The organism is Usitatibacter palustris (genome assembly GCF_013003985.1).
GTDB lineage: Bacteria > Pseudomonadota > Gammaproteobacteria > Burkholderiales > Usitatibacteraceae > Usitatibacter > Usitatibacter palustris.
The window spans coordinates 20760-44046 of record NZ_CP053073.1 but is presented as its reverse complement, the minus strand read 5'-3'; the positions used below and the strand labels follow the sequence as shown (position 1 = coordinate 44046).

The following is a 23287-nucleotide window of genomic DNA, read 5'->3' as shown; positions in this document are numbered from 1 at the left end:
GTTGTTCCTAGAGCTTGAAGCCCGACACCGAGCTCTTGAGCTCCTGGGCCACCGCGGCGAGGTCGCGAATCGAGCCTGCCGTCTGCTGCGTGCCTCGCGTCGTCTGCCGCGTGATCTCCAGGATGTCGGTCATGTTCTGCGCCACCTTGTTCGTGGCATTGGCCTGCACCTGCGTGGCCGTCGAGATGTTCTGGATGAGCTGCGCGAGGTTCTTCGTCACCGAGTCGATCTCGGTGAGCGCCTGGCCCGCGGCCTCGGAGAGCTTCGCGCCTTCGACCACGCCCATCGTCGACTTTTCCATGGCGGCCACCGCGTCCTGCGTATCGGCCTGAATGGTCTTCACGATCGCGCCGATCTGCTTGGTCGCTTCACCGGAGCGTTCGGCCAGTCGCTGCACTTCCTCCGCAACCACCGAGAAGCCGCGTCCGGCTTCACCCGCCGACGCCGCCTGGATGGCGGCGTTGAGGGCCAGCACGTTCGTCTGCTCCGTAATGTCGGAAATCAGTTCCACGATTTCACCGATCTCCTGCGAGCTTTCGCCCAGCCGCTTGATCCGCTTGGAGGTCTCCTGGATCTGCTCGCGCATGTCGTTCATGCCCGAGATCGAGTTCTGCACCGCGAGGCGGCCCTTGTCGGCAGCAGCCAGCGAGCGTTGCGCGACTCGCGCGCCTTCTTCGGCGGTGGTCGACACCTCGGAGATCGAGCGCGAGACCTGCAACACCTGGCTCGTCGTTTCCTCAATTTCCTTCGACTGGCGTTCGGCGGCGTTCAGCAGCTCCGCGGCAATCGTCTGCGCCTGCGCGGTCTTCTGGGTCACCTGCACGGCTGCGTTGTTCACGCCCGTCACCAGGTTTCGCAGCTCGTCGATCGTGTAGTTCATCGAGTCGGCGATGGCGCCCGTGATGTCCTCGGTCACCTGCGCCTTGATCGTCAAGTCGCCGTCGGCCAAGTCGCCCATCTCGTTCAGGAGCCGCAGAATGGCCTCCTGGTTTCGCTTGTTCTCGCCTTCGGCCTGCGCCGCGCGGCGACGTGTGTCCGCAAGGAATACGAGGGCCATCAGCACCAGCACGATGAAGAGCATCACCGAGAGGATTGCGACCGCGATGATCGAACCGGCCGACTTCTCGCCCTGGATCGCTTCCTGGAAGCGGCCCACCGCGCCCTGCAGCGACTCGGATGCGGCGACGAGCTGCGCGCCGGCTTGCCGCGCCGACACGAGCTTCTGCAACTCGCGCAGGATCGGGCCCACGTTCTTCTCGAACACGCCGAATTGCGTCTTCAGCTGCGCGAGCTTCGCGCGCGTCTCGGTGTCGCGGATCGCGACGATGCCCTGGGCTTCGTTGCCGCTCTCGAGCGACTTGATGAGCTCGCGAAGGTCGTTGGTGTCCTTGCCGATGAGGAACGGCACTTCCGGATCGATGATTTCCGAACCGAGAATTTCCGCCGAGCCGCGTCCCAGGCGCTCCGCAAGGAACGTGAGGCGGTTGGCGCGCAGCACCTGGCCAGGCGCCGAGCCCGATTGCGTCATCAGGCCCGTGAGTTCCTGCGAGAGGGTGGCCATCTCTTCCGAACCGACGCGGATCTGCGCGATGTTCTGCGCGAGGGCCACGAGGTCCTTCTGCGCCGCGAGGATGGCGGTTGCCGCGTTGGACGATTCGGGCCAGCGTTGCGCCAGTTCGTCCAGACGGCTCTTCAGCTCATCGTTCACCGCCGCGCTGGGGACGTCCACGCCGAACGCGAAGCCGCCGCTCTGCAGGATCGCGAGGTAGTTGGCGAACTCGTCGCGGCTGTCCTGGAGCTGCGGGAAGGCGATCTGCGTTCCGCGCGCGGCCTGTCCCGCGGCTTTCGCGAGACGCTGCGTGTGGAACTGCATCTGCGAGGTGATCGTGATGTACGTCGCGTTCTCGGAGCGGTGCTTCACGTCGAAGAACACCGTCATGGCCGTGAAGGCGAGCAGGGCGAAGGCGAGACCGCCCAGGATCTGCAACTGCTCGAAGACGGGTCGGCCGCCGATCAGCGGCATCCGGAATCCGGCAAGGCCCTCGCCCGCGGGCTTGACGGCCTTCTTGGCCGGTGCCGGGCGCGCGGCCCCTGGCCTCGTCGGAAGACCACCGGTCGTGGGACCGCCGGCCGCCGGGATGTTGGTCATCGTGGAGACCTGAGCGGAGGCCGGACGGGCCGTCGGCTTCGCCTTGGGGGCGCCCATATTGCGGAACCATCCCGCGATGCCACCCTTGGGTTTGGCTGCCTGTGCTTTCGCCATGTCTATCTCTCCTGCTTCGTCTTGTTATGTGCCGACTTCGAGGAATCCCGACTGCCGCACGAGCTTGGGAAGGTCCAGCTCGAGCCACCGCGTGCCTCCAGCGGCCGCATAGACACCGCCCAGCCAGGGGGCGGCATCCGCGGGCAGCGGAAGCTTTTCAAATTGGTCCGGATTGCGCAGGCCCAGCATCCGGGTCACGAGCAACCCGGCGCCGCCGATCAACCGGTCCGATACCAGGATCACGCGCCGTTCCATCGCGGCACCGGTGACGTCGCCACCCTGGAAAGACGAGAAATCGATGATGCTGTAGAGGTTGCCCCGCACGTTGGCCACGCCACGAAACCAGCTCGCGGTCAGGGGCACCGGCACCGACTGCGGCACCGGGATCACTTCGCTCACCTGGTGCAGCGCGACGAACCAGTTATCCGCGCCGACCTGGAATCCCAGCCGCGACTGGAGCGCAGCCGCGGTCGTCGCCGTCCGCAGGCGTTCGCCCAGGGAAAGCTGGAATTCGCGGAGTCCGGTGCGTCGGGCCATGGCGTTCGTCCGTTCCTAGCCCAGTGCCTTGATCTTCTCGAGCAGCTCGCCTTCGTTGAGCGGCTTGGTCACATAGTCCTTCGCACCCTGGCGCAGGCCCCAGATCTTGTCGGTCTCCTGGTCCTTGGTCGTGCAGATGATCACGGGGATGTGCTTGGTCGACTCCTCGCGCGTGATGGCTCGCGTGGCCTGGAAGCCGTTGAGCCCCGGCATCACCACGTCCATGAGGATGAGGTCGGGTTGCTCGGCCTTGGCCTTCTCGATGGCCGCTTCGCCGCTGTCGACGACGACCACTTCGTAGCCCCTCTTCTTGAGGACGCTTTCCATGTATGCGCGTTCGGTGGGAGAGTCGTCCACCACCATGATTTTCTTGATTGCCATGTCACATCACTCCATCGGAAATTGAATTCATCCTCACGCCGCGTTCTTCTGCGCGAGGTGCGTCTCGACCGCCTTCAGGAGGCTTTCCTTCGTGAAGGGCTTGGTCAGGTATTCGTCGCTGCCGACCATGCGCCCGCGCGCACGGTCAAAAAGGCTGTCTTTCGAGGAAAGCATGATCACCGGCGTGGCCCCGTGCCGGCCGCTCTTCTTTATGAGCGCGCACGTCTGGTAGCCGTCGAGCCTCGGCATCATGATGTCGACGAAGATGAGGTCGGGCTGGTGGTCGGCGATCTTCGCGAGCGCGTCGAAGCCGTTCTCCGCGAGGATGACCTGGCAGCCGGCCTGCATGAGAAATATCTCCGCGCTCCGCCGGATGGTGTTGCTGTCATCGATCACCATCACGCGCACGCCCGTGAGGTTCTTGGAGTCCGCCACGATGTCCTCTTGTGTTCGTCCCGCAGCGCGCGCTCTCCCAAGGACGTCGGACTATTCGCCGCGCTTTATGGTGGGAGCAGGTTAGCCTTTTTATTCAACCAAAACAAGCAATAGCTGCACTATCTTGAAGCCGTTTCCGAAGTCTTCTCCGCTTCAGAACTCGACCATTTCGAAATCGTCCTTGCGCGCCCCGCATTCGGGGCAGCACCAGCCGGCGGGAATGTCGACCCACCGCGTGCCCGCCTTGATGCCGTCTTCGGGCCATCCCTCGGACTCATCGTAAACGAGCCCGCAAACGTTGCATTTCCACGTCTTGTACGGTTCAAGCGCGGGCGCTGTCGAGGAAAGCATGGGCGAACGTGAGTCCTGTTGAAGTAGAATGCGGACACGCGCCGCGAGACCGGACAACGATGGTATCGACCCCCACCTGAGGGGCGCAATCGACAAGTGGTTGCAAGTGTAAGAGTGTAACCCTCCGCCGCCGCCCTGTTTTTCATGCCAGCTCCCTCGGTAACACCCCCGCCCACCGTCCTCACCTTCGCGGCTTCCGATCCCACCAGTGGGGCGGGCCTCCAGGCCGACATCCTTGCCCTGGCGAGCATGGGCTGCCATCCGCTGTCGGTCGTGACCGCGATCACGGTCCAGGACACCGCCGGCGTCGAATCCTTCCTCGCGATCGACCCGGATTGGGTGGCCGACCAGGCCCGTTGCATCCTCGAGGACATGCCGGTGGCGGCGTTCAAGATGGGGATGCTCGGCTCCACCGAGATCGTGACCGTGATCGCCGAGGTGGTTTCCGACTATCCCGACATCCCCCTGGTGCTCGATCCCGTGTTCGCCTCCGGCCGCGGCGACGAATTCGCGGGCGAAGACATGATCATCGCGACGCGCGAGCTGCTGGTTCCGCAAAGCACGATCGTCACCCCGAACATCCTGGAGCTTCGCCGCCTCGCCGAGGACGACGAGGGCGATGCCGACCTCGCCGAATGCGCGCAGCACCTGCTCGATTCCGGCTGCGAGTACGTACTCGTGACCGGCACGCACGACTCGACCCCCGAGGTGGTGAACACGCTCTATCACCGCGGCGGCGTGCTGCGCTCGGATACCTGGCAGCGCCTTCCCGGAAGCTTCCATGGCTCCGGGTGCACGCTGGCCTCGGCGCTCGCCGCGAACCTCGCCCGCGGACTGGAGATCGGCGACGCCGTGTACGAAGCGCAGGACTACACCTGGCAATCGCTCGCGCAGGGGTATCGCCTCGGCATGGGACAACACATTCCGGACCGGCTTTTCTGGGCGCGCGACGCGGCCGGCGAGGGCGATGACAAGTAAGGTGGGCGCGCCGGCCCTGCGCGGGCTCTACGCGATCACGCCCGAGACCCCGGACACCGCGCGACTCGCGAACCTCGTGGACGAGGCGCTCGCCGGCGGCGCCACCCTGGTTCAATACCGCGCGAAGTCCCTCGCACCCGGCCCTGCCCTGGATCAGGCGCACGCCCTTCGCGAGCGCTGCGCCGGTCGCGGCCTCTTCATCGTGAACGATTCCCTCGAGCTCGCCCTCGCGGTAAATGCGGATGGCGTGCACCTGGGGCGCGACGACGGCGATGTCGCCCGCACACGCGAAGCCCTTCCGGGCCGGCTGGTCGGCGTCTCCTGTTATGACGATCCGGAGCGCGCGCGCGCCGCGGCACTCGCAGGCGCCGACTATGTCGCCATCGGCAGCTGCTTCGGTTCGTCGACGAAGCCGCAGGCGGTGCGCGCGCCGCTAGAGCGCATCGCGCAGGCGCGGGACGCTTCGGGACTACCCGTCGTCGCCATCGGCGGCATCACGCTTCACAACGCCCCGCTCGCGATTGCCGCGGGCGCGGACATGGTCGCGGTCATCTCCGCGCTCTTCGACGCGCCCGATGTCCGCGGCATGGCACGAGACTTCGCGGCGCTTTTTGCGCACACTCCGGAGCCACATGGCCCTCGAAAACTCCAAGTTCCTCTTTGAACGCTCCCTCGCGCGGATTCCGGGCGGGGTGAATTCGCCCGTCCGGGCCTTTGGCGCGGTCGGCGGCACACCCGTTTTCTTCCGCGAAGGGCGCGGCGCGAAGGTCATCGACGTCGATGGACGCGAGTACATCGACTACGTGCTGTCGTGGGGCCCACTGATCCTGGGCCACGCCGACGCGCAGGTGGTCGATGCCGTCCAGCGCACGGCCGCGCGCGGTCTTTCCTTCGGCGCGCCCACCGAACTCGAGCTGGAGATGGCCGAGCTTCTCACCGCGAGCCTGCCCTCGCTCGAGCAGGTGCGGCTCGTGAGTTCAGGCACCGAAGCGGTGATGAGCGCGCTGCGCCTCGCGCGTGGCTTCACCGGACGCGACGTGATCGTGAAGTTCGAGGGCTGTTACCACGGCCACAGTGATTTCCTGCTCGTGAAAGCGGGCTCCGGCGCGCTCACGTTTGGCAACCCGACCTCCGCGGGCGTGCCCGCCGATATCGTCGCGAAGACCGTCGTGCTCGAGTACAACAATCCGGCCCACCTGGAAGAATTGTTCGCGCGGCATGGCTCGACGATCGCGGCTGTCGTGCTCGAGCCCGTCGCGGGCAACATGAACTTCGTGAAGCCCACGCTGGAGTTCCACCAGGTCCTGCGGCGCCTGTGCACGCAGCACGGCGCGGTGCTCGTCTTCGACGAGGTGATGACCGGCTATCGCGTGGCCGCCGAAGGCGCGCAGGGTCTCTTCGGCATCACGCCGGACCTCACGACGCTCGGCAAGGTGATCGGCGGCGGATTGCCCGTGGGCGCGTTCGGCGGACGGCGCGACATCATGGCCAAGCTCGCACCGCTGGGCCCCGTCTACCAGGCGGGAACACTCTCCGGAAATCCGGTGGCCGTGAGCGCGGGCCTCGCCACGCTGAAGCGTGTGCTTGCGCCCGGATTCTTCGATCGCCTCGGCGCCACCAGCGCGAAGCTCGTGGCCGGGCTCGAAAAAGAAGCGCGCGACGCGGGAATCGCCTTCAGCACCGCGAGTCTCGGTGGCATGTTCGGGTTCTTCTTTCGCAGCGCCGCACCGCGCACCTTCGCGGAAGCGATGGACTCGGACCGGGAAGCGTTCAAGCGATTCTTCCACGCCATGCTCGACCGGGGCGTCTATCTCGCGCCCTCGGCATTCGAGGCGGGGTTCGTCTCTTCGGCGCATGGTGAAGCCGAGCTCGCGGCAACGCTCTCGGCGGCGCGCGCAGCCTTCGCCGAGATTCGCTCGGGCTGAAAAGCACGTGCCGCTGACGCCGCCCCCCGTCGAGCGCGTCACGGCGCTGGGGCTGCTCATCGCGGCCTTCACGATCCTCGTTCTGGCGATCGTCGTGGTCTACGACGTGCAACGCGAGACCGATCTCAATCGGGAAGTGATCGGCGCCTTGCAGGTGAAGGAGGGGCTCGAGTCGCTGGGCACCGCGATGCACGAGCTCAAGTACGCGGCCCGCGTGCACGCGCTCACCGGGGATCCGGCGGCCGCGCAGTCGGTCGAGCGCTACGAGGTGGAGATCGCCGCCAACCTCGACTATGTCGTCACGCGCGCCCAGGCCGATGCCACGCTCGCGGCGACCACCGCGCAGCTCGCCGAGGGCGTCAAGGCTTTCGGCTTGCACATGCGGGTCGGTGCGCGCGCGATTCCGAGCGAGTCCGAGGCGATCGAGACGGCGGCGTGGGCCGCGCTCGAGCGCTCGCTGGTCACGCAAACGCAGCGCATCAACGAAGGCTCGGTCGCGCAGATCCGCGTCGGCGAGAACCTCAAGTTCTACGTGACGCTGCTCCTGGTGGGATCGGTGTGCGTGCTCGCGGGTTTGTTCGCGATCTTCCAGCACTCGCACGCGCGCGCGCGCCATGCGCAAGCGCGCATCGAGCACCTCGCCCACTACGACCCGCTCACCAACCTTCCGAACCGCACGCTGCTCAACGACCGGTTCGCGCAGGAAGTCATTCGCGCCAAACGCGGCGAGCAGGGCTTCGCGGTCGCGCTGTTCGACCTCGATGGATTCAAGAGCGTGAACGATTCATACGGCCATGCCGCAGGCGACACGCTGCTCGGAGAAGTGGGCCGGCGCGCGCGAATGGCGGTGCGGGCCTCGGATACGGTGGGCCGCATCGGCGGCGACGAATTCCTCGCGATCCTGCCGGGCGCGACCCGGGAGAACGCGATCCAGGTCGCCGAGAAACTGCGCAGCGAGCTCGAGAAGCCCTACCTGATCGCCGGGCACAGCGTCGAGATCAGCGCGAGCGTGGGCGTGAGCCTCTTTCCCGAGCACGGGGAGGATCCGGACCAGCTTTTTCGCGCGGCGGATGCCGCGCTGTATGCCGCCAAGCGCGAGGGGCGAAACCTCGCCCGGCTCGCGACCTAGCGAAGGCCGCTCACATACTCCGCGACGGCCTTCATCTCGGCGTCCGTCATCTTCGCGGCGACCGCGTTCATGACCGGATGCGTGCGTCCACCGCTGGCATAGGCCTTCAGCCAACCGTAGGTGAGCTCGAAGTGCTGGCCCGCGAGCGCCGGATTGAGCACCGGCATCCCGCGACCGGCCGCACCATGGCAGCCTGCGCACGCAGGCACGCCGGTCGACTTCACGCCACCGCGCCAGACCTGCTGGCCGCGCAGCGCGAGCGCCTTGTCCTTGGCCATTCCGGACACGGGCTTCTGGCGCTCGAAATACGAACCGACGTTGAACATGTCCTCGGGCGAGAGGCCCGCGGCCATGCCTTGCATGATCGGATTGGGCCTCGCGCCAGATTTGTACGCCGCGAGCTGGGCCGCGATGTACTCGGCGTTCTGGCCGGCCAGGTTCGGATTGGCACTGGCGACGCTTGCACCTTCGGCACCGTGGCAAGCCGCGCAAACGGTCGTGGCGATCTGCTTGCCGCGCTCGAGGTCGGCCTTGGGCGGCGCAGCTGGCGCCGCGGCTTGCGCGACGCTTGCGTAGACTAGCGCCATGAGTCCGGCAAAACCCGTCAGGGCACGCATTGAAAAACCTCGCGAGAAGAAAAGGGAAGCGAAAAAGCCCCCGGATTTTAACGCAGGTGGCGGTTTAAGGCTCGCTTCGGCTGTCTTTGCGTACTCCGCGCACGATCCGCGCGACTTTCGCGGCCCCGGCGCGCCTGAAATTGCCTTCGCGGGCCGTTCGAACGCGGGCAAGTCGAGCGCGATCAACGCCCTCGCCGGACGCAAGCGCCTGGCGTTCGCGAGCAAGACCCCGGGTCGCACGCAACTCATCAATTTCTTCACGATCGCCGAGACGGCGTTCCTCGTCGACCTGCCGGGTTACGGCTATGCGGGCGTGCCCATGGAAGTACGCGACCATTGGGACCAGCTTGTCGGCAACTACGTTGGAACGCGCCCTTCGCTCGCGGGCGTGATCGTCGTGATGGATGCGCGTCATCCGCTCACGCCGCTCGACAAGCGCCTGTTGCATTGGCTCCTGCCTTCGGGACGGAAGGTGCACGTGCTGCTCACCAAGGCCGACAAACTTTCGAAGCAGGCGCAGCAGCGCACGCTCTCGGCGGCGCGGCGCGAACTCATGGAGGTCTATCCGGGCGCCACGCTGCAGCTGTTTTCCAGCACGAAGCGCGAGGGATTGTCGGAGGCTGGAGCGAAAATATCTGCGTGGGTCGCAGACAACAAAAGCCCCGGCTAAAGGGGAGTAAAGCCGGGGCAAAAAAGCCTTAATTGGGATTAAGGCACCCGCTCAGGGAGGAGAAGCGGGGAAGGGTGTAGACCCTTCAAACGATAGAGCGCGGGCCGCGTGCTAAAGTTCCCGGCCTTTTTCGCTTCCGTTTTTCCGACAACTGGAACATGACGTCGCCCTTCGGAAAGTTCCCTGATCGACGAATGCGCCGCGCGCGGCGCGACGACTTCACGCGTCGCCTGGTGCGCGAATCGCGCCTGTCGGTCGATGACCTCATTCTTCCCGTGTTTGTGCTCGATGGGACGAAGTCCGTGCAGCCCGTGGCGTCGATGCCGGGCGTCTTTCGTCGATCCATCGACGAGCTGCTGCCCCTCGCGGAGCAGGCCGTGAAGTTGGGCATTCCGGCGCTCGCGATATTCCCCGTCGTGGAAGCCTCGCTGAAGTCGCCCAATGGCGACGAAGCATTCAATCCGCAGGGACTGGTGCCGCGCTGCGTGCGCGCACTCAAGAAGCGATTCCCCGAGCTCGGCGTGATCACCGATGTCGCGCTCGATCCCTACACGACGCACGGGCAGGACGGCCTTATCGACGAGAGCGGTTACGTCGTGAACGATCCGACGCTCGCGGCACTCTCGAAGCAAGCGCTGGCTCACGCCGAAGCGGGCGTCGACATCGTTGCCCCTTCCGACATGATGGACGGACGCATCGGAGCGCTCCGCAATGCGCTCGACGCGAAGGGCTTCATCCATACGCGCATCCTCGCTTACTCGGCGAAGTACGCGTCGGCGTTTTACGGGCCTTTCCGCGATGCTGTCGGTTCAGGTGCAAGCCTCGGCAAGGGCGACAAGCGCAATTACCAGATGGACCCGGGCAACTCCGACGAGGCGCTGCGCGAAATCGCGCTCGACCTGGAGGAGGGTGCGGACTTCGTGATGGTGAAGCCGGGCATGCCCTATCTCGACATCGTCTGGCGCGTGAAGGAGCGGTTCGGCGCGCCGACGTTCGTCTACCAGGTCAGTGGCGAGTACGCGATGCTCAAGGCCGCGGCCGCGCAAGGATGGATCGACGGCGATGCGTGCGCGCTCGAGGCGCTGCTCGGATTCAAGCGCGCCGGCGCCGACGCGATCCTCACCTACTTCGCGCTCGAGGCAGCCGCGAAACTCTCGCAGCGCTAGGGTTCGGTTCCCAGCAGGGCTTCGACTTCCGCGAGCCGCGCGCGCTGCGGCGCGACGTCCGCACGCGGTCTCGGGCTGCTGCGCTCTTCATCGGGATCGAACACCGTGAGCGTGACCGGAATACCGTCGACTTCGAGCGCGAATTGCGGAACCTCGATGAAGCCCTCGCCGCGGCGAATGCGACGCGCGCCTTCCTCGAACTCGTAGCGCTTGTTGAGCAGGAACAGCGACAGCGCCTTCGAGTCGTCCGGAAAAAGCTGGAGGTTCACGTCGGAGTGACGGCCCGCGGTGCCCGACAGCACCGAGCCGACCAGCGCAGGATGAAACGCCTCGAATTCGCGCATCACCTGCACGGCCACTTCGCGCATCCGGCGCAACTGAAGCGGCTGGTCATCCTTCTGGTAGAGACCCTGGTACTCGCGCAGCGCGGCTTCGATCTCGTGGTTGTCGGGAAGAAGGTTCGCGTCGCGCAGCCCCGCTTGCCGCGCCGCCTTCTGCTTGGCCGCACCGTAGTCGCTTACGCCATCCTCGGCCATGAGTCGCGCCGCGAGGTACGCGATGTGCAGGCGCAAGTTGAGATCCTTCCGCGAGCGAGCCTTGGCCATCGCGCCTCAGAAGATCTGGTTGCGGACTTCTTCCGGGGGACGCGTGGCGTCGCGTGCGAACGCGCCCTCTTCTCCCATCGCCGGCTGGGATTCGGCGTAGAAGAACTCCATCAGCTTGCTGCGGGCGTCGGCCTCGCGCAGTCCGGTGACCGGATTGATGTTCACCGCGACGACGCCCGAGGGCAGCGGCAGGTCCCCCTCGGGCACGCCCTTGAGCACCGCACCCATGTACGACATCCAGATGGGTAGCGCGGCCTGGCCACCGGTCTCGTTCACGCCAAGATTGGTCGGCGTATCGAAGCCGATCCAGGACACCGCCACCAGCGTCGACTGGAAGCCGGCGAACCACGCGTCGATGTGATCGTTCGTCGTGCCCGTCTTGCCCGCGAGATCGTTGCGGCCCAGCGACATGGCCCGTGCGGCCGTGCCCGACCGGACCACGTCGCGCATGAGTTGAGTCATCAGGAACGCGTTGCGCTCATCGAGTACGCGTTCCGCGGATTCGCCGGCGAGTTCGGGTTTCGCGACGTAAAGCGTTTCACCGCGATCGTCGACGATGCGCGTGATGAACCACGGCTTCACGCGGTAGCCGCCGTTGGCGAAGGTCGCGTATGCGGTGGCCATCTGCAGCGGCGTCGCCGATCCGGCGCCGAGCGCCATGGTGAGGTACGCCGGGTGCATCCGCGGATCGAAGCCGAAGCGGCGGATGTAGTCCTGGGCGTATCCCGGGCCGATCGCCTGCAGCAGGCGAATCGAAATCATGTTCTTGGACTTCGCGAGCCCCGTGCGCAGGCGCATCGGTCCTTCGTACTTGCCGTCGTAGTTCTTCGGCTCCCAGAGCTGGCCGCCGGTCTTCGAGGCCTCGATCACGAAAGGCGCGTCGTTGAGGACGGTCGCTGCCGTGAAACCCTTCTCCAGCGCCGCCGAATAGATGAAGGGCTTGAAGCTCGACCCGGGCTGGCGCCACGCCTGGGTCACGTGGTTGAACTTGTTGGCATTGAAGTCGAAACCGCCGGCGAGCGCGTGGATGGCCCCATTCGACGGCTCGAGCGAAACCAGCGCGGCCTCGACCTTGGGAACCTGGGCGATCGACCACGCACCCTTTTCCCCGGCCTGGAGCCGCACGATCGAGCCCCGCCGGATCGCCCGATCGGGATTCGCCCCGCCGCCGATCGAGCGGGCGGCGAACTTGAGCCCGTCGCCGCTGATCTTGACGGTGTCGCCGCGGCGCATGACGGCCGTGACTTCCTTGGCGCTTGCCGCCAGCACCACGGCCGGAACGAGGTCCGCGACCGCTTCTCGGTCCTGGAGGGCTTCCTCGATCGTGTCCTCGGACTCGGCGTCCTTCTCGGGCAATTCGACCCGGCCCTCCGGTCCGCGGTAGCCGTGACGCCGGTCGTATTCGTAGACCCCCAGGCGCAAGGCTGCCGTGGCCTCTTCCTGGTCCTTGCGCCGGACGGTGGTGTAGACCTTGATGCCGCTCACGTAGGCCGGATCGCCGTACTGCTCGAAAACCGCGGCGCGGGCCATCTCGGCAACGTAGTCGGCGCGGAAGGCGAAGGTGTCGCGCTGGTCGGTATTCAGGCGAAGGGGCTCGGTGAGCGCCTTCTTATAAGAGTCGGGGGCCAGCCAGCCCAGGTCGTGCATCCGGCGCAGGACGTATTGCTGGCGCTGCTGGGCCCGCTTGGGATTGACCAGCGGGTTCTGGCGGGAGGGTGCCTGGGGCAGGCCGGCAAGCATCGCGGCCTCGGCCGGGCTAAGGGCCTTGAGGTCCTTACCAAAGTAGATGTTCGCCGCCGCGCCGAACCCATAGGCCCTCTGGCCCAGGAAGATCTGGTTTACATAAAGCTCGAGAATCTGGTCCTTGGTGAGCAGGGCCTCGATCTTGAACGCCAGCAGGACCTCGGAAAGCTTGCGGGCGAAGGTCTTCTCCCGGGTCAGGAAGAAGGTCCGGGCCACCTGCATGGTGATGGTGCTCGCGCCCTCCCGCCGGCCCTGGAGGTTGGCGACCGCCGCCCGGGCGACCCCGGTGTAATCGACCCCGCCGTGCTGGTAGAAGCGATCATCCTCGGCCGCGAGGATGGCCTTCTTCATGATCTCCGGGACGTCGGCGATCTTCACCACCGCCCGTTTTTCCTCGCCGAACTCGCCGATCAGTTCTCCTTCGGCGCTGTAGACCCGCAACGGAATCTTGGGCCGGTAGTCGGTAAGAACTTCAAGGCTCGGAAGGTTCGGCCACAAGAGGACGACAGTGAGTGCGGCCACACCCACGGCCACGAGGGCCAGGGAGACAGCGATCAGCGCGGGATAAAACCACCAACGGGAGGTCATTTTGGGCTCCGCCTCGGGTCCATAAAGCGGACGCGGGCAGCGAGAATCGATTCGGCCGAGACATTATAAACGCGGCGTCCACAGGGGGCCCTTCCGACAAATTGCTTTACAGGCCTAGGACTTGTTGCTAGCATCTAAAGTAGATTCTTCGTAGTGGGTGCTAACCTTCCATCATGATTAAAGAAAAATTAGCCGCCCAGTTCGACTTCCTAAAAGCCAAGACGCCGCCGTTGATCGGCTGTGACATCAGCTCGTCGTCCGTGAAGATGGTTGAGATCGCGGAAGCGGGCCGGAATGTCTATCGCGTCGAACGCTACGCAATCGAGCCGCTGCCGAAAGATACGGTGGTGGACGGGAATATTGCGAACATCGAGGCCGCAGGCGAGGCGCTCAAACGCGCCCATAAAGCCCTCGGCTCGAGGATCAAGAACGTCGCCCTCGCCCTTCCCGCCGCCGCGGTGATCACCAAGAAGGTGATCCTCCCCGGCAACCAGCGGGAAGAGGACATGGAAGTCCAGGTCCAGGGGGAAGCCAACCAATACATCCCGTTCTCGCTGGACGAGGTCAACCTCGACTTCCAGATCCTGGGGGCCGCCCCCTCGGGTGAGGACGAGGTCGAGGTGCTCATCGCCGCCTCGCGCAAGGAAAAGATCGAGGACCGGGTCGCCGCCAGCGAAGCTGCCGGACTCAAGACCATCGTCATGGACGTCGAGTCCTATGCCTCCCAGACCGCCTTCGAGCTGATCTGCGGCGGCAACTCGGGCATTTCGGAAAGCGACGTGACGGTCGTCGTCGATATCGGCGCCACGGTCACCCGGGTAACGGTTCTTCATAACGGCCAGACTGTTTATACGCGCGAGCAGCAGATCGGTGGAAACCATCTGACCCAGGACATCGCCCGACAGTTCGACATGCCGCCGGAAGAAGCCGAGGCCGCCAAGCGCGTGGGCAACCTCCCCGAGAACTTCGGGCCGGACGTGCTGCAGCCGTTCAACGAGAAGATCGTGCTCGAGATCCAGCGGGCGCTGCAGTTCTTCTTCACCTCGACCCAATTCAACAAGGTCGACCACATCCTGCTCACGGGCGGCTGCGCCATGCTCGACGGGCTCGAGGAAATGGTCGCCCAGCGCACGCAGGTCCACACCATCGTCGCGAACCCGTTCGCGAACATGGCCCTTTCGTCCCGGATCAAGCCCCGCCAGCTCACCATCGACGCACCGTCGCTGATGATCGCCTGCGGGCTCGCGATGCGCAGGTTCGACCCGTCATGATTCGCATCAACCTACTTCCCCACCGGGAAGAGAAGCGCAAACGCCGCCAGCAACAATTCGGCGTCCTGGCAGGCCTCGTGGTGCTGATCGGCGCCGTCGTGGCTGGAGCCGTCTGGTTCTTCCTCGACCAGCAGGTCGAGCAGCAGCGCGCCAACGTCGCGTACATGAAGAACGAGATCTCCAAGCTCGACAAGCAGATCGAGGAGATCCGCAAGATCCGCGAGGAAACGGCGTCGCTGCTGGCCAAGAAGCAGGTGGTCGAAGGCCTCCAGAGCAACCGCTCGGAGCCCGTGCAGCTGCTCGACCAGCTCCTGCGCCAGCTGCCCGAGGGCGTCTACCTCAAGGCGGTCAAGCAAACGAATACGAAGGTCGCGGTGACGGGCTACGCGCAGTCGAACGCGCGCGTGTCCACGCTCATGCGCAACCTCGGCGCCTCGCCCTACCTCGAGAATCCGGAACTGATCGAAATCAAGGCCGTTCCCTCGCCGAGCAACCCGAATGCGCGCGTCAACGAATTCCTGATGAACATCTCGATCAAGCGGGCCAAGGCGGATGACGGCAAGTCGGCCAAGCCTGCAGCCAAGCCGGCGGGGGCGAAATGAGCCTGATCGACGACCTCAAGACGCTAGACCCGAAGCAGCCCGGCAACTGGCCCTGGCCCGTCAAGGTCGGCGCCTTCGTGCTCCTCTTCATCGCCATCCAGATCGCCGCTGGCGTCTTCCTCTGGAAGGAACAGAACGACGAAATCGAGAAGGGGCGCCAGGAAGTCGACAAGCAGAAGCAGGCCTTCATCGAGAAGAAGAAGCTCGCGGTGAACCTCGAGGCCTACAAGCAGCAGCGCGCGGATATCGAGCAGTCCTTCGGCGCGCTCCTCAAGCAGCTGCCCAACAAGAGCGAGATGGACGCGCTGCTGATCGACATCAACCAGGCGGGCCTGGGTCGCGGCCTCGCCTTCGAGCTCTTCAAGCCCGCAACCGCCGAGAACTTCACGGAGTTCTATGCGGAGCTGCCGGTAAACATAAAGGTCACGGGCAACTATCACGACCTGGGCGCCTTCTCGAGCGACGTGGCGAAGATGCCGCGGATCGTGCTGCTGACCGACATCAGGCTCGACCCGCCGAAGGATGGCGTGTTGTCGATGGAAGCCGTGGCGAAGACCTACCGCTACCTCGATGACGAAGAAGTCGCCAAGCAGAAGAAGACCGCCAAGGACAAGGCCGCGGTTTCCAAGGGAGGCAAGAAATGAAGCGTTGGCTCCTGATCCCGGCCGCCGGTCTGCTGGTCGCGGGTTGCAGCTCGGAGTTGGATGAGCTCAAGGGCTTCGTGCGCGAGTCCGAGAAGGGCCTGCCGCGCAAGATCGAATCGCTGCCGGCGGTCAAACCCTTCGAACCGTTCACCTACGAAGGCTTCGACCTTCCCGATCCTTTCAAGCCGCGCAAGCTGTCGGCGCCGAAAGAGGGCGCTGGCGGAGGACTCGCACCCGACCTGAACCGCCGCAAGGAGCCGCTGGAGGCCTTCCCGCTCGAGCAGCTCAAGATGGTGGGAACGCTCTCGCAGCTCGAAGACATGTATGCCCTCGTACGCGCCGACAAGACCCTCTACAGGGTGAAGAAAGGCAACTACATGGGCCAGAACTTCGGCCTGATCACCGACATCAACGAAGGTGAGATCAAGTTGAAGGAAATCGTTCAAGACAGCGCCGGCGACTGGGCCGAGCGGCAAAGCGTCCTGCCGCTCCTGGAAGAAGCCGGTAAAGGGGACAAAAAGTGATCGCCACTCTCCGCAATAAAACCCGCACGTTCACTACCGCCCTCGCGGCCGTGGCGCTCGTGCTAGCCGCGCCGCTCGCCTGGGCGCAGGCTGCCGCCGCCAAGAATGCGGTCGAGTCGATCAACTTCTCCTCGATCCAGGGCGGAAAGATCGTCGTCAAGGTCGGCTTCAAGGACGCCCTGAAGGCCGTGCCCCAGGGCTTCGCGGTCACCAACCCGCCGCGGATTGCCATCGATCTTCCCGACACCGTGAATGGCCTGGGCAAGAACCAGGTCGAGGCCGGCGAAGGCGATCTCAAGAACGTTTCCGTCGTGCAGACCGCCACGCGCACGCGCCTGGTGATGAACCTCACGCGCAACCTCACGTACACGCAGGTCCTCGACGGCAAGCTCCTCGTCGTGACGATCGACGGTTCGCAGGCCCAGACCTCGGGGGGCGCGCAAGCCACCGCCCCGTCGGCAGGGACTACCGTCTTCGCCGAGCCCGCACCGGGCGCACAGGTCCGCTACAACCTTCGCGACGTCGACTTCCGCCGTGGCAACACGGGTGAGGGCCGCGTGATCGTGGACCTCTCCTCGGCCAACGTCGGCATCGACATCCGCCAGCAGGGCCGCCAGGTGCTCGTCGACTTCCTGAGCACGAACGTCCCGCGCAACCTCGTCCGCCGCCTCGACGTGGGCGACTTCGGCACGCCGGTGCGCTTCGTCGACACCTTCGAGCAGGGCGGCAACGCCCGGATGGTGATCGAGCCGCGCGGCATCTGGGAATACTCGGCCTACCAGACCGACACCCAGTTCATCCTCGAGGTGAAGCCGGTCAAGGAAGATCCGAACAAGCTGGTGCAGAGCTCCACCCCGGGCTATGCCGGCGAGAAGCTCTCGCTCAACTTCCAGAACGTCGAAGTGCGCGCGGTGCTGCAGGTGATCGCCGACTTCACGGGCCTCAACATCATCACCAGCGACACGGTGGGCGGCAACCTCACGCTGCGCCTGAAGGACGTGCCCTGGGACCAGGCGCTCGACATCATCCTGCAGTCGAAGGGCCTGTCCAAGCGCAAGAACGGCAACGTGGTGCTGATTGCCCCCACGGATGAGCTCGCGGCCAAGGAAAAGCTGGCCCTCGAAGCCAACGCCGCCATCTCCGACCTGGAGCCGGTACGCACGGAGAGCTTTGCGCTCTCGTACGCCAAGGCCGAGGACCTGAAGAAGCTGCTCTCGGACAAGGACCAGAAGATCCTCTCCAAGCGCGGCAGCGCGACGATCGACGAGCGCACCAACACGCTGTTCGTGCAGGACACCGGTGGCCGCCTCGAAGAGGCCCGCCGCCTGATCCTGCAACTCGACGTGCCGGTTCGCCAGGTGCTGATCGAGGCGCGCATCGTGATCGCGGATGACAAGTGGGGCCGCCAGCTGGGCGCGCGCTTCGGCACGCAGTCGGCCTTCAACCGCAACAACTACAACTTCGGCGTGTCGGGTTCGGGCGTGGATACGGTCAACGCGCTCCAGAACAACCCGGTCTCGCGCGGCTCGGCTTCGCTGGTGTACCCCGGCGGCGACCCGCAAGGCGCATTCGGCACCACGGGCAACATCGGCACGATTCCGATCGGTGCCCAGCCCGAGCAGCTCAACGTGAACCTGCCGGTCGCCGGCGCCGCGGGCCAGATCGCCCTGTCGATCCTGAACCTGGGCAGCGGCAACCTGGTCAACGTCGAGCTCTCCGCGCTCGAAGCCGACAACCGCGGCAAGGTTGTCTCCAGCCCGCGCGTGATCACTGCCGACAAGAAGAAGGCGGTCATCTCGCAGGGAACGGAAATCGGCTACTTCACCGCGGCGGCGAGCGGTGCGACGACGATCACGTTCAAGCCCGCGGTCCTGGAGCTTGCCGTGACCCCGCGCATCACGCCCGACGACCGGATCATCATGGACCTTGAAGTGAAGAAGGACGCGGTCGGTGTCGTGTTCTCGGGCATCCCCTCGATCGACACGAAGCGCGTCTCGACGCAGGTCCTGGTCGACAACGGCGACACCATCGTGCTCGGCGGCATCTTCGAGCAGACGACGCGCACCACGGTCGACAAGGTCCCGTTCTTCGGCGACATCCCGTTCGTGGGCTACCTGTTCAAGCGCACGAACAAGCAGGACGACAAGACCGAGCTCCTGATCTTCGTGACGCCCAAGATCGTGAAGGACGTCCTGACGGTGCGCTGATCGCCAGGCACACAGTCTCCAGAAAGCCCCGGCGTTGCCGGGGCTTTTTTTTCGCTATCCTCGAACGGGCATGAACATTTTCCTCATCGGCATGATGGGCGCCGGCAAGACCACCGTCGGGCGCGCTCTCGCGAAGCGCCTCGGGCTCCCCTTCATCGACACGGACCGCGCGCTCGTCGAGCGCACCGGCGCGCCGATCGCGACCATCTTCGACCTGGAGGGCGAGGGGGGTTTCCGCAGGCGCGAATCGGCGATGCTCGCGGAGGTTTCACAGGGCGAGGACGCCGTGGTGGCCACGGGAGGCGGTGCCGTGCTCGCCGAGGAGAATCGCGAAGTGATGCGCGCCCATGGAACGGTGGTCTACCTGCGGGCGCGGCTCGAATTCCTCTGGGACCGGACGAAGCGAGATACGAACCGGCCCCTGCTCGCCACGGCGGATCCGCGCGCGACCCTGGCCCAGATCCTGGAGCACCGCGAGCCCCTGTACCTCGCCTGCGCCCACCTCATCGTCGATACCGGCACGCAGAGCGCGGCAACGCTCGCGGGGCGCGTCGCAACGGCCCTCAAGCGCCATGAAGAAGCGACAAGGAAGTCGGCGTGAAGCCCACCACGCTGCAGGTCGAACTTGGGGATCGCGGCTATCCGATCCACATCGGTGCGGGGCTGCTCACGCAATCGGCGCTGTACGCGCCGCACCTTACCGGCCGCATTGCGCTGGTGACCAACGATGTCGTCGCGCCGCTGTACGCCGATCGACTGCTCGCGAGCCTCGGTCCGGCCGGGAGCGATGCGATTCGCGTGATCCTTCCCGACGGCGAGGCGCGCAAGGACTGGTCCAGCCTCGAGCGCATCTATGCCGCATTGCTGGCCGAGAGCGCGGATCGCAAGACCGTTGTCATCGCGCTCGGCGGCGGCGTGGTGGGCGATGTCGCGGGATTTGCGGCCGCCACCTACCAGCGCGGCATCGCGTGTATTCAGGTGCCCACGACACTGCTCGCCCAGGTCGATTCCTCCGTCGGCGGCAAAACGGCGATCAACCATCCGCTGGGCAAGAACATGATCGGCGCGTTCCACCAGCCGCGAGTCGTGATCGCCGATACCGCCACGCTCGCGACACTCCCGCCACGCGAGTTCGCCGCGGGGCTGGCGGAAGTCGCGAAGCACGGCGCCATTCGCGATCTCGAGTTCCTGGCGTGGATCGAAGCGAATGTCGCCGCGCTCGTCGCACGCGATCCGGTCGCCCTGGAACACGCGATCCGTCGTTCGTGCGAAATCAAGGCGGCGATCGTCGCGCAAGACGAGCGCGAGACCGGCGTGCGCGCGTTGCTCAACTTCGGGCATACCTTCGGTCACGCCATCGAGTCAGCGCTCGGACACGGAACCTGGCTCCATGGCGAGGCGGTTGCGGCCGGCATGGTGCTCGCCGCACGCCTTTCGGCGCGGATCGGCCGCATCGCCGAAGCCGACGTGCAGCGGCTCGAACACCTGCTCGCCGCGCTGGGATTGCCGGTCAAGGCGCCCGCGATCACGCCGGAACGCTGGATGGAATTCATGGGGCGCGACAAGAAGAACCAGGGCGGTCGCATCACCTTCGTGCTCCTCGATGCACTGGGCCGCGCGTCCGTGGTGCGCGACGCACCGGATAGCGCGCTTCGCGAGGTCCTCGCCGCGGCCTAGGCTTTCTCGAGGCGGCGAAGGAAGACGGTCATCTCCTTCACCGCCTGCTTGTCGCCCTTCGTTTCAGCTGCGGCAATTCCGTCGCGATACGCGACCTTCGCGGCTTCGACATCCCCGTGCTCCGCAAGCGCCTTGCCGAGCAGCTTCCAGGCGGCCGAATAGCCCGGGTCCTGGCGCGTAGCCTGGCGCAGGTGTTCGGCGGCCCTGGCCGCGTCCCCGGCCTTCAGGTATTCGCCGCCCAAACCGAAGCGCAGCAAGGCGTTGTCCTTGCCTTCGGCAAGCAGGGTTTCGAATCGCTGGATCAAGGTCATTCACGCTATTATCGCCGCTAGTATTTCCAGGAGGAACTCCCATGCTGCCGATCACCCGGATCGCGCTCGCCGCGCTTTTTTTCGCTTTCCTGCCCCACGCCCATGCGGCGAAGGAACGCGAAGTCTCCATCGGCCTTCAGGCCGCCGTGAGTTCGATCGATCCGCACTACCACAACCTTTCGCCGAACAACTCGATGCTCCTGCACATCTACGAGGGGCTCACCAAGCGCGATGCGAACCAGAAGGTCGTGCCCGGCCTCGCGACTTCGTGGAAGGCGATCGATGATCTCACCTGGGAGATCAAGCTTCGCAAGAACGTGAAATTCCACGACGGATCGCCGTTCACCGCCGACGATGTCGTCTTCACGCTCAAGCGCGTTCCCAACGTTCCCAACAGCCCGTCGTCGTTCGCCACCTTCACGCGGCCCATCGTCGACGTGAAGGTCGTCGATCCGCACACGCTCATCTTCAAGACGGCCACGCCGCACGTCCTGCTCCCGAGCGACCTCGCCTCGGTGTACATCATCTCGAAGCTCAACGGCGAGAAGGCCGAGACCTCCGACTACAACTCGGGCAAGGCGGCGATCGGGACCGGTCCGTACAAGCTCGTCGAGTACATTCCCAACCAGCGCATCGTGCTCAAGGCGAACTACGGCTACTGGGGCGGCGAGGAGCCGTGGGACAAGGTGACCTTCAAGGTCCTCAGCAACTCCGCCGCGCGCGTCGCCGCTCTCCTGTCGGGTGACGTGCAGATGATCGAGAGCGTGCCCACGGCCGACATCGCGAAGCTTTCCAAGGACCCGAAGCTCTCGCTTACCGACAAGGTCTCCAATCGCGTGATCTACGTGCACCTGAACCAGAGCACGGAGAAGGCGCCGCCCTTCGTCACCGCCAAGGACGGCAAGCCCCTCGAGAAGAATCCCTTCCGCGATGCGCGCGTCCGCAAGGCGCTCTCGATGGCGATCAATCGCGATGCGATCGCCGATCGCGTCATGGAGAAGAAGGGCGTTCCGGCCGCGCAGCTGCTGCCCGACATCTTCTATGGCACGAGCCGGAAGCTGAAGGTCGCGAAGTTCGATCCCGAAGGCGCGAAGAAGCTGCTCGCCGAAGCGGGCTACCCGAACGGGTTCGCGCTCACGATCCACGGCCCCAACAATCGCTACATCAACGACGACAAGATCGCCCAGGCGATCGCGCAGTACTACACGCGCATCGGGATCGACACCAAGGTCGAGACGATGCTCGCCACCGCGTATTTCCCGCGCGCGACGAAGCTCGAGTTCGGCTACATGGTGCTCGGCTGGGGAACGGAATCGGGTGAGCAGGGTTCGGCACTTCGCTCGCTGCTCGCCACGCACGATCCGGCCAAGGGCATGGGCATGAACAACCGCGGCCGCTATTCGAACCCCGAGCTCGACAAGGCGCTCAACGACGCGCTCGTCACGATGGACGACAAGAAGCGCGAGGGGCTCATCCAGCACGCGGCGGAAGTGGCCATGAACGACACCGGCCTCATTCCGATCCACTACGAGGTGAGCACCTGGGCGAGCGCGAAGGGCTTCCGGTACATCCCGCGCACCGACCAGTACACGCTCGCCTCCGAGCTCAAGCCCATCAAGTAGCCTCGTGCAAACCCGCCCCGCGCGCGCTTCGCGCGGGGCCCGAGGCCCGTTGCCATGCTTGCCTACGCCATCCGCCGATTCGGCCAGAGCCTCCTGGTCCTCGTGCTGATGTCGTTCCTGGTCTTCCTCGGCGTCTTCGCGATCGGAGACCCGGTGGAGCTGCTGATCAATCCCGAGGCCGACGCGGTCGAGCGCGCTCGCGCCACCGCGGCACTCGGTCTCGACAAGCCGATCCTCCAGCAGTACGGAACATTCCTCTCGAACGCGGCCTCCGGCGACCTGGGCCGGTCATTCGTCTTCAACGTACCGGCGATCAACCTCATCCTCGACAAACTGCCCGCTACCATCGAACTCGCGCTCGCAGCCATGGTGATTGCCATCACTCTCGGTATTCCGCTGGGGTTGATCGCAGGATTGAAGCCGCACTCGTTCGTCGGGCGCGCGATCATGGCCGGATCCATCGTGGGTTTCAGCCTGCCGACATTCTGGGTGGGCCTCGTGCTCATCATGTTGTTCTCGGTGCAGCTGGGGTGGCTGCCTTCGAACGGCCGAGGCGAGACGGTGCTGCTGTTCGGCATTCCGGTGAGCTTCCTCACCTGGGACGGGCTGGTTCACCTTGCGATGCCCGCGCTCAATCTCGCGCTCTTCAAGCTTTCGCTGCTCATCCGCCTCACGCGGGCGAGCACGCGCGAAGCCGTGCTGCAGGACTACGTGAAGTTCGCGCGCGCCAAGGGCCTCGGACCGGGCCGCGTGATCGGCGTGCACGTACTGAAGAACATCCTGATCCCGATCGTGACCGTGATCGGCCTCGAGCTCGGTTCCGTGATCGCGTTCGCGATCGTCACCGAATCGATCTTCGCGTGGCCGGGCACCGGCAAGCTGCTCATCGACTCGATCAACCTGCTCGACCGGCCCGTCGTCGTCGCGTACCTCATGGTGATCGTCACGCTCTTCATCGCGATCAACTTCGTGGTCGACGTCGCCTATTCGCTGCTCGATCCGCGCGTGCGCCTGGGTTCGTCGGCGAACGCGCACTGAGGC

General features: G+C 65.3%; 24 protein-coding genes. 15 read left to right on the top strand and 9 right to left on the bottom strand.

The features are described from left to right. Positions 1 to 7: 7 nt before the first annotated feature. The 5 genes from DSM104440_RS00195 to DSM104440_RS00175 form a co-directional block, all read right to left on the bottom strand. Positions 8 to 2263 (bottom strand): methyl-accepting chemotaxis protein, encoded by a 2256-nt coding sequence (locus tag DSM104440_RS00195; protein WP_171159637.1) that lies wholly within the window; start codon positions 2261 to 2263, stop codon positions 8 to 10. A gap of 24 nt (positions 2264 to 2287) precedes the next feature. Continuing rightward, positions 2288 to 2800, bottom strand: coding sequence for a chemotaxis protein CheW (locus DSM104440_RS00190; protein WP_171159635.1), 513 nt, complete (start codon positions 2798 to 2800; stop codon positions 2288 to 2290). Between the two features lie 15 nt (positions 2801 to 2815). After that, positions 2816 to 3181: a response regulator transcription factor gene (locus DSM104440_RS00185; protein WP_171159632.1), complete on the bottom strand. Its 366-nt coding sequence runs from the start codon at positions 3179 to 3181 to the stop codon at positions 2816 to 2818. A 33-nt stretch (positions 3182 to 3214) separates the two neighbouring features. Beyond that, a complete protein-coding gene (locus DSM104440_RS00180) occupies positions 3215 to 3580 on the bottom strand; it encodes a response regulator (protein WP_171165553.1) in 366 nt (121 codons plus the stop codon). Between the two features lie 189 nt (positions 3581 to 3769). Next, entirely contained in the window at positions 3770 to 3967 is a 198-nt protein-coding gene (locus tag DSM104440_RS00175; protein WP_171159630.1) for a rubredoxin, read from the bottom strand. A gap of 144 nt (positions 3968 to 4111) precedes the next feature. Between DSM104440_RS00175 and thiD the strand changes: the two genes are divergently transcribed. From thiD to DSM104440_RS00155, 4 genes are read left to right on the top strand one after another with little or no spacing between them, the layout of a single operon-like run. Beyond that, entirely contained in the window at positions 4112 to 4945 is an 834-nt protein-coding gene (thiD, locus tag DSM104440_RS00170) for a bifunctional hydroxymethylpyrimidine kinase/phosphomethylpyrimidine kinase (RefSeq protein ID WP_171159628.1), read from the top strand. Beyond that, entirely contained in the window at positions 4935 to 5609 is a 675-nt protein-coding gene (gene thiE / locus DSM104440_RS00165) for a thiamine phosphate synthase (protein WP_171159626.1), read from the top strand. The genes thiD and thiE overlap by 11 nt, the downstream gene beginning before the upstream one ends. Continuing rightward, a complete protein-coding gene (gene hemL / locus DSM104440_RS00160) occupies positions 5578 to 6870 on the top strand; it encodes a glutamate-1-semialdehyde 2,1-aminomutase (protein ID WP_171159624.1) in 1293 nt (430 codons plus the stop codon). Before thiE ends, hemL begins: the two co-directional genes overlap by 32 nt. Before the next feature lie 7 nt (positions 6871 to 6877). Continuing rightward, entirely contained in the window at positions 6878 to 7999 is a 1122-nt protein-coding gene (locus DSM104440_RS00155; RefSeq protein ID WP_171159622.1) for a GGDEF domain-containing protein, read from the top strand. Here the strand turns inward: DSM104440_RS00155 and DSM104440_RS00150 are convergent. Further along, positions 7996 to 8586, bottom strand: coding sequence for a c-type cytochrome (locus DSM104440_RS00150; protein ID WP_246212069.1), 591 nt, complete (start codon positions 8584 to 8586; stop codon positions 7996 to 7998). The genes DSM104440_RS00155 and DSM104440_RS00150 overlap by 4 nt on opposite strands. Between DSM104440_RS00150 and yihA the strand changes: the two genes are divergently transcribed. Both yihA and hemB read left to right on the top strand, forming a co-directional pair. Then, on the top strand, positions 8585 to 9286 hold the full coding sequence (yihA, locus tag DSM104440_RS00145; RefSeq protein ID WP_171159618.1) for a ribosome biogenesis GTP-binding protein YihA/YsxC: 702 nt from the start codon (positions 8585 to 8587) through the stop codon (positions 9284 to 9286). The genes DSM104440_RS00150 and yihA overlap by 2 nt on opposite strands. A 194-nt stretch (positions 9287 to 9480) precedes the next feature. After that, positions 9481 to 10452, top strand: coding sequence for a porphobilinogen synthase (gene hemB / locus DSM104440_RS00140; protein ID WP_171159616.1), 972 nt, complete (start codon positions 9481 to 9483; stop codon positions 10450 to 10452). Here hemB and DSM104440_RS00135 read toward each other — a convergent pair. Continuing rightward, positions 10449 to 11057: a hypothetical protein gene (locus DSM104440_RS00135; protein WP_171159614.1), complete on the bottom strand. Its 609-nt coding sequence runs from the start codon at positions 11055 to 11057 to the stop codon at positions 10449 to 10451. The genes hemB and DSM104440_RS00135 overlap by 4 nt on opposite strands. Before the next feature lie 6 nt (positions 11058 to 11063). Next, on the bottom strand, positions 11064 to 13388 hold the full coding sequence (locus DSM104440_RS00130; protein ID WP_171159612.1) for a penicillin-binding protein 1A: 2325 nt from the start codon (positions 13386 to 13388) through the stop codon (positions 11064 to 11066). A 173-nt stretch (positions 13389 to 13561) separates the two neighbouring features. On the opposite strand from DSM104440_RS00130, the gene DSM104440_RS00125 reads away from it, so the two are divergent. From DSM104440_RS00125 to aroB, 7 genes are all read left to right on the top strand, one after another. Continuing rightward, positions 13562 to 14659 carry a pilus assembly protein PilM gene (locus tag DSM104440_RS00125; protein WP_171159610.1) on the top strand — a complete coding sequence of 366 codons (1098 nt, stop codon included), beginning with the start codon at positions 13562 to 13564 and terminating at the stop codon, positions 14657 to 14659. After that, positions 14656 to 15261, top strand: coding sequence for a PilN domain-containing protein (locus DSM104440_RS00120; RefSeq protein WP_171159608.1), 606 nt, complete (start codon positions 14656 to 14658; stop codon positions 15259 to 15261). Before DSM104440_RS00125 ends, DSM104440_RS00120 begins: the two co-directional genes overlap by 4 nt. Then, entirely contained in the window at positions 15258 to 15905 is a 648-nt protein-coding gene (locus tag DSM104440_RS00115; protein ID WP_171159606.1) for a type IV pilus inner membrane component PilO, read from the top strand. Before DSM104440_RS00120 ends, DSM104440_RS00115 begins: the two co-directional genes overlap by 4 nt. Further along, on the top strand, positions 15902 to 16429 hold the full coding sequence (locus DSM104440_RS00110) for a pilus assembly protein PilP (protein ID WP_171159603.1): 528 nt from the start codon (positions 15902 to 15904) through the stop codon (positions 16427 to 16429). The genes DSM104440_RS00115 and DSM104440_RS00110 overlap by 4 nt, the downstream gene beginning before the upstream one ends. Further along, positions 16426 to 18636: a type IV pilus secretin PilQ gene (locus DSM104440_RS00105; protein WP_246212068.1), complete on the top strand. Its 2211-nt coding sequence runs from the start codon at positions 16426 to 16428 to the stop codon at positions 18634 to 18636. The genes DSM104440_RS00110 and DSM104440_RS00105 overlap by 4 nt, the downstream gene beginning before the upstream one ends. 70 nt (positions 18637 to 18706) lie before the next feature. Beyond that, complete coding sequence (locus DSM104440_RS19195; RefSeq protein WP_212758147.1) at positions 18707 to 19237, top strand: shikimate kinase; 531 nt, start codon at positions 18707 to 18709, stop codon at positions 19235 to 19237. Next, on the top strand, positions 19234 to 20313 hold the full coding sequence (gene aroB, locus DSM104440_RS00100; protein WP_212758146.1) for a 3-dehydroquinate synthase: 1080 nt from the start codon (positions 19234 to 19236) through the stop codon (positions 20311 to 20313). The genes DSM104440_RS19195 and aroB overlap by 4 nt, the downstream gene beginning before the upstream one ends. Here the strand turns inward: aroB and DSM104440_RS00095 are convergent. Further along, positions 20310 to 20624 carry a tetratricopeptide repeat protein gene (locus tag DSM104440_RS00095; RefSeq protein ID WP_171159601.1) on the bottom strand — a complete coding sequence of 105 codons (315 nt, stop codon included), beginning with the start codon at positions 20622 to 20624 and terminating at the stop codon, positions 20310 to 20312. The genes aroB and DSM104440_RS00095 overlap by 4 nt on opposite strands. A 41-nt stretch (positions 20625 to 20665) precedes the next feature. On the opposite strand from DSM104440_RS00095, the gene DSM104440_RS00090 reads away from it, so the two are divergent. Together DSM104440_RS00090 and DSM104440_RS00085 are read left to right on the top strand one after the other, a co-directional pair. Continuing rightward, positions 20666 to 22246, top strand: coding sequence for an ABC transporter substrate-binding protein (locus DSM104440_RS00090; protein ID WP_171159599.1), 1581 nt, complete (start codon positions 20666 to 20668; stop codon positions 22244 to 22246). Positions 22247 to 22300: 54 nt separating this feature from the next. Then, positions 22301 to 23284 (top strand): ABC transporter permease, encoded by a 984-nt coding sequence (locus DSM104440_RS00085; protein WP_171159597.1) that lies wholly within the window; start codon positions 22301 to 22303, stop codon positions 23282 to 23284. The last annotated feature ends 3 nt before the right edge of the window (positions 23285 to 23287 follow it).

Coding starts and splice junctions, on each gene's coding strand:
- DSM104440_RS00175 (WP_171159630.1), bottom strand. CDS start 3,967: ATGCTTTCCTCGACAGCGCCCGCGCTTGAACCGTACAAGACGTGGAAA.
- yihA (WP_171159618.1), top strand. CDS start 8,585: ATGAGTCCGGCAAAACCCGTCAGGGCACGCATTGAAAAACCTCGCGAG.
- DSM104440_RS00180 (WP_171165553.1), bottom strand. CDS start 3,580: ATGGTGATCGATGACAGCAACACCATCCGGCGGAGCGCGGAGATATTT.
- hemL (WP_171159624.1), top strand. CDS start 5,578: ATGGCCCTCGAAAACTCCAAGTTCCTCTTTGAACGCTCCCTCGCGCGG.
- thiE (WP_171159626.1), top strand. CDS start 4,935: ATGACAAGTAAGGTGGGCGCGCCGGCCCTGCGCGGGCTCTACGCGATC.
- DSM104440_RS00115 (WP_171159606.1), top strand. CDS start 15,258: ATGAGCCTGATCGACGACCTCAAGACGCTAGACCCGAAGCAGCCCGGC.
- DSM104440_RS00190 (WP_171159635.1), bottom strand. CDS start 2,800: ATGGCCCGACGCACCGGACTCCGCGAATTCCAGCTTTCCCTGGGCGAA.
- DSM104440_RS19195 (WP_212758147.1), top strand. CDS start 18,707: ATGAACATTTTCCTCATCGGCATGATGGGCGCCGGCAAGACCACCGTC.
- DSM104440_RS00085 (WP_171159597.1), top strand. CDS start 22,301: ATGCTTGCCTACGCCATCCGCCGATTCGGCCAGAGCCTCCTGGTCCTC.
- DSM104440_RS00110 (WP_171159603.1), top strand. CDS start 15,902: ATGAAGCGTTGGCTCCTGATCCCGGCCGCCGGTCTGCTGGTCGCGGGT.
- DSM104440_RS00090 (WP_171159599.1), top strand. CDS start 20,666: ATGCTGCCGATCACCCGGATCGCGCTCGCCGCGCTTTTTTTCGCTTTC.
- DSM104440_RS00095 (WP_171159601.1), bottom strand. CDS start 20,624: ATGACCTTGATCCAGCGATTCGAAACCCTGCTTGCCGAAGGCAAGGAC.
- thiD (WP_171159628.1), top strand. CDS start 4,112: ATGCCAGCTCCCTCGGTAACACCCCCGCCCACCGTCCTCACCTTCGCG.
- DSM104440_RS00185 (WP_171159632.1), bottom strand. CDS start 3,181: ATGGCAATCAAGAAAATCATGGTGGTGGACGACTCTCCCACCGAACGC.
- DSM104440_RS00135 (WP_171159614.1), bottom strand. CDS start 11,057: ATGGCCAAGGCTCGCTCGCGGAAGGATCTCAACTTGCGCCTGCACATC.
- DSM104440_RS00125 (WP_171159610.1), top strand. CDS start 13,562: ATGATTAAAGAAAAATTAGCCGCCCAGTTCGACTTCCTAAAAGCCAAG.
- DSM104440_RS00130 (WP_171159612.1), bottom strand. CDS start 13,388: ATGACCTCCCGTTGGTGGTTTTATCCCGCGCTGATCGCTGTCTCCCTG.
- hemB (WP_171159616.1), top strand. CDS start 9,481: ATGCGCCGCGCGCGGCGCGACGACTTCACGCGTCGCCTGGTGCGCGAA.
- DSM104440_RS00120 (WP_171159608.1), top strand. CDS start 14,656: ATGATTCGCATCAACCTACTTCCCCACCGGGAAGAGAAGCGCAAACGC.
- DSM104440_RS00195 (WP_171159637.1), bottom strand. CDS start 2,263: ATGGCGAAAGCACAGGCAGCCAAACCCAAGGGTGGCATCGCGGGATGG.
- DSM104440_RS00150 (WP_246212069.1), bottom strand. CDS start 8,586: ATGGCGCTAGTCTACGCAAGCGTCGCGCAAGCCGCGGCGCCAGCTGCG.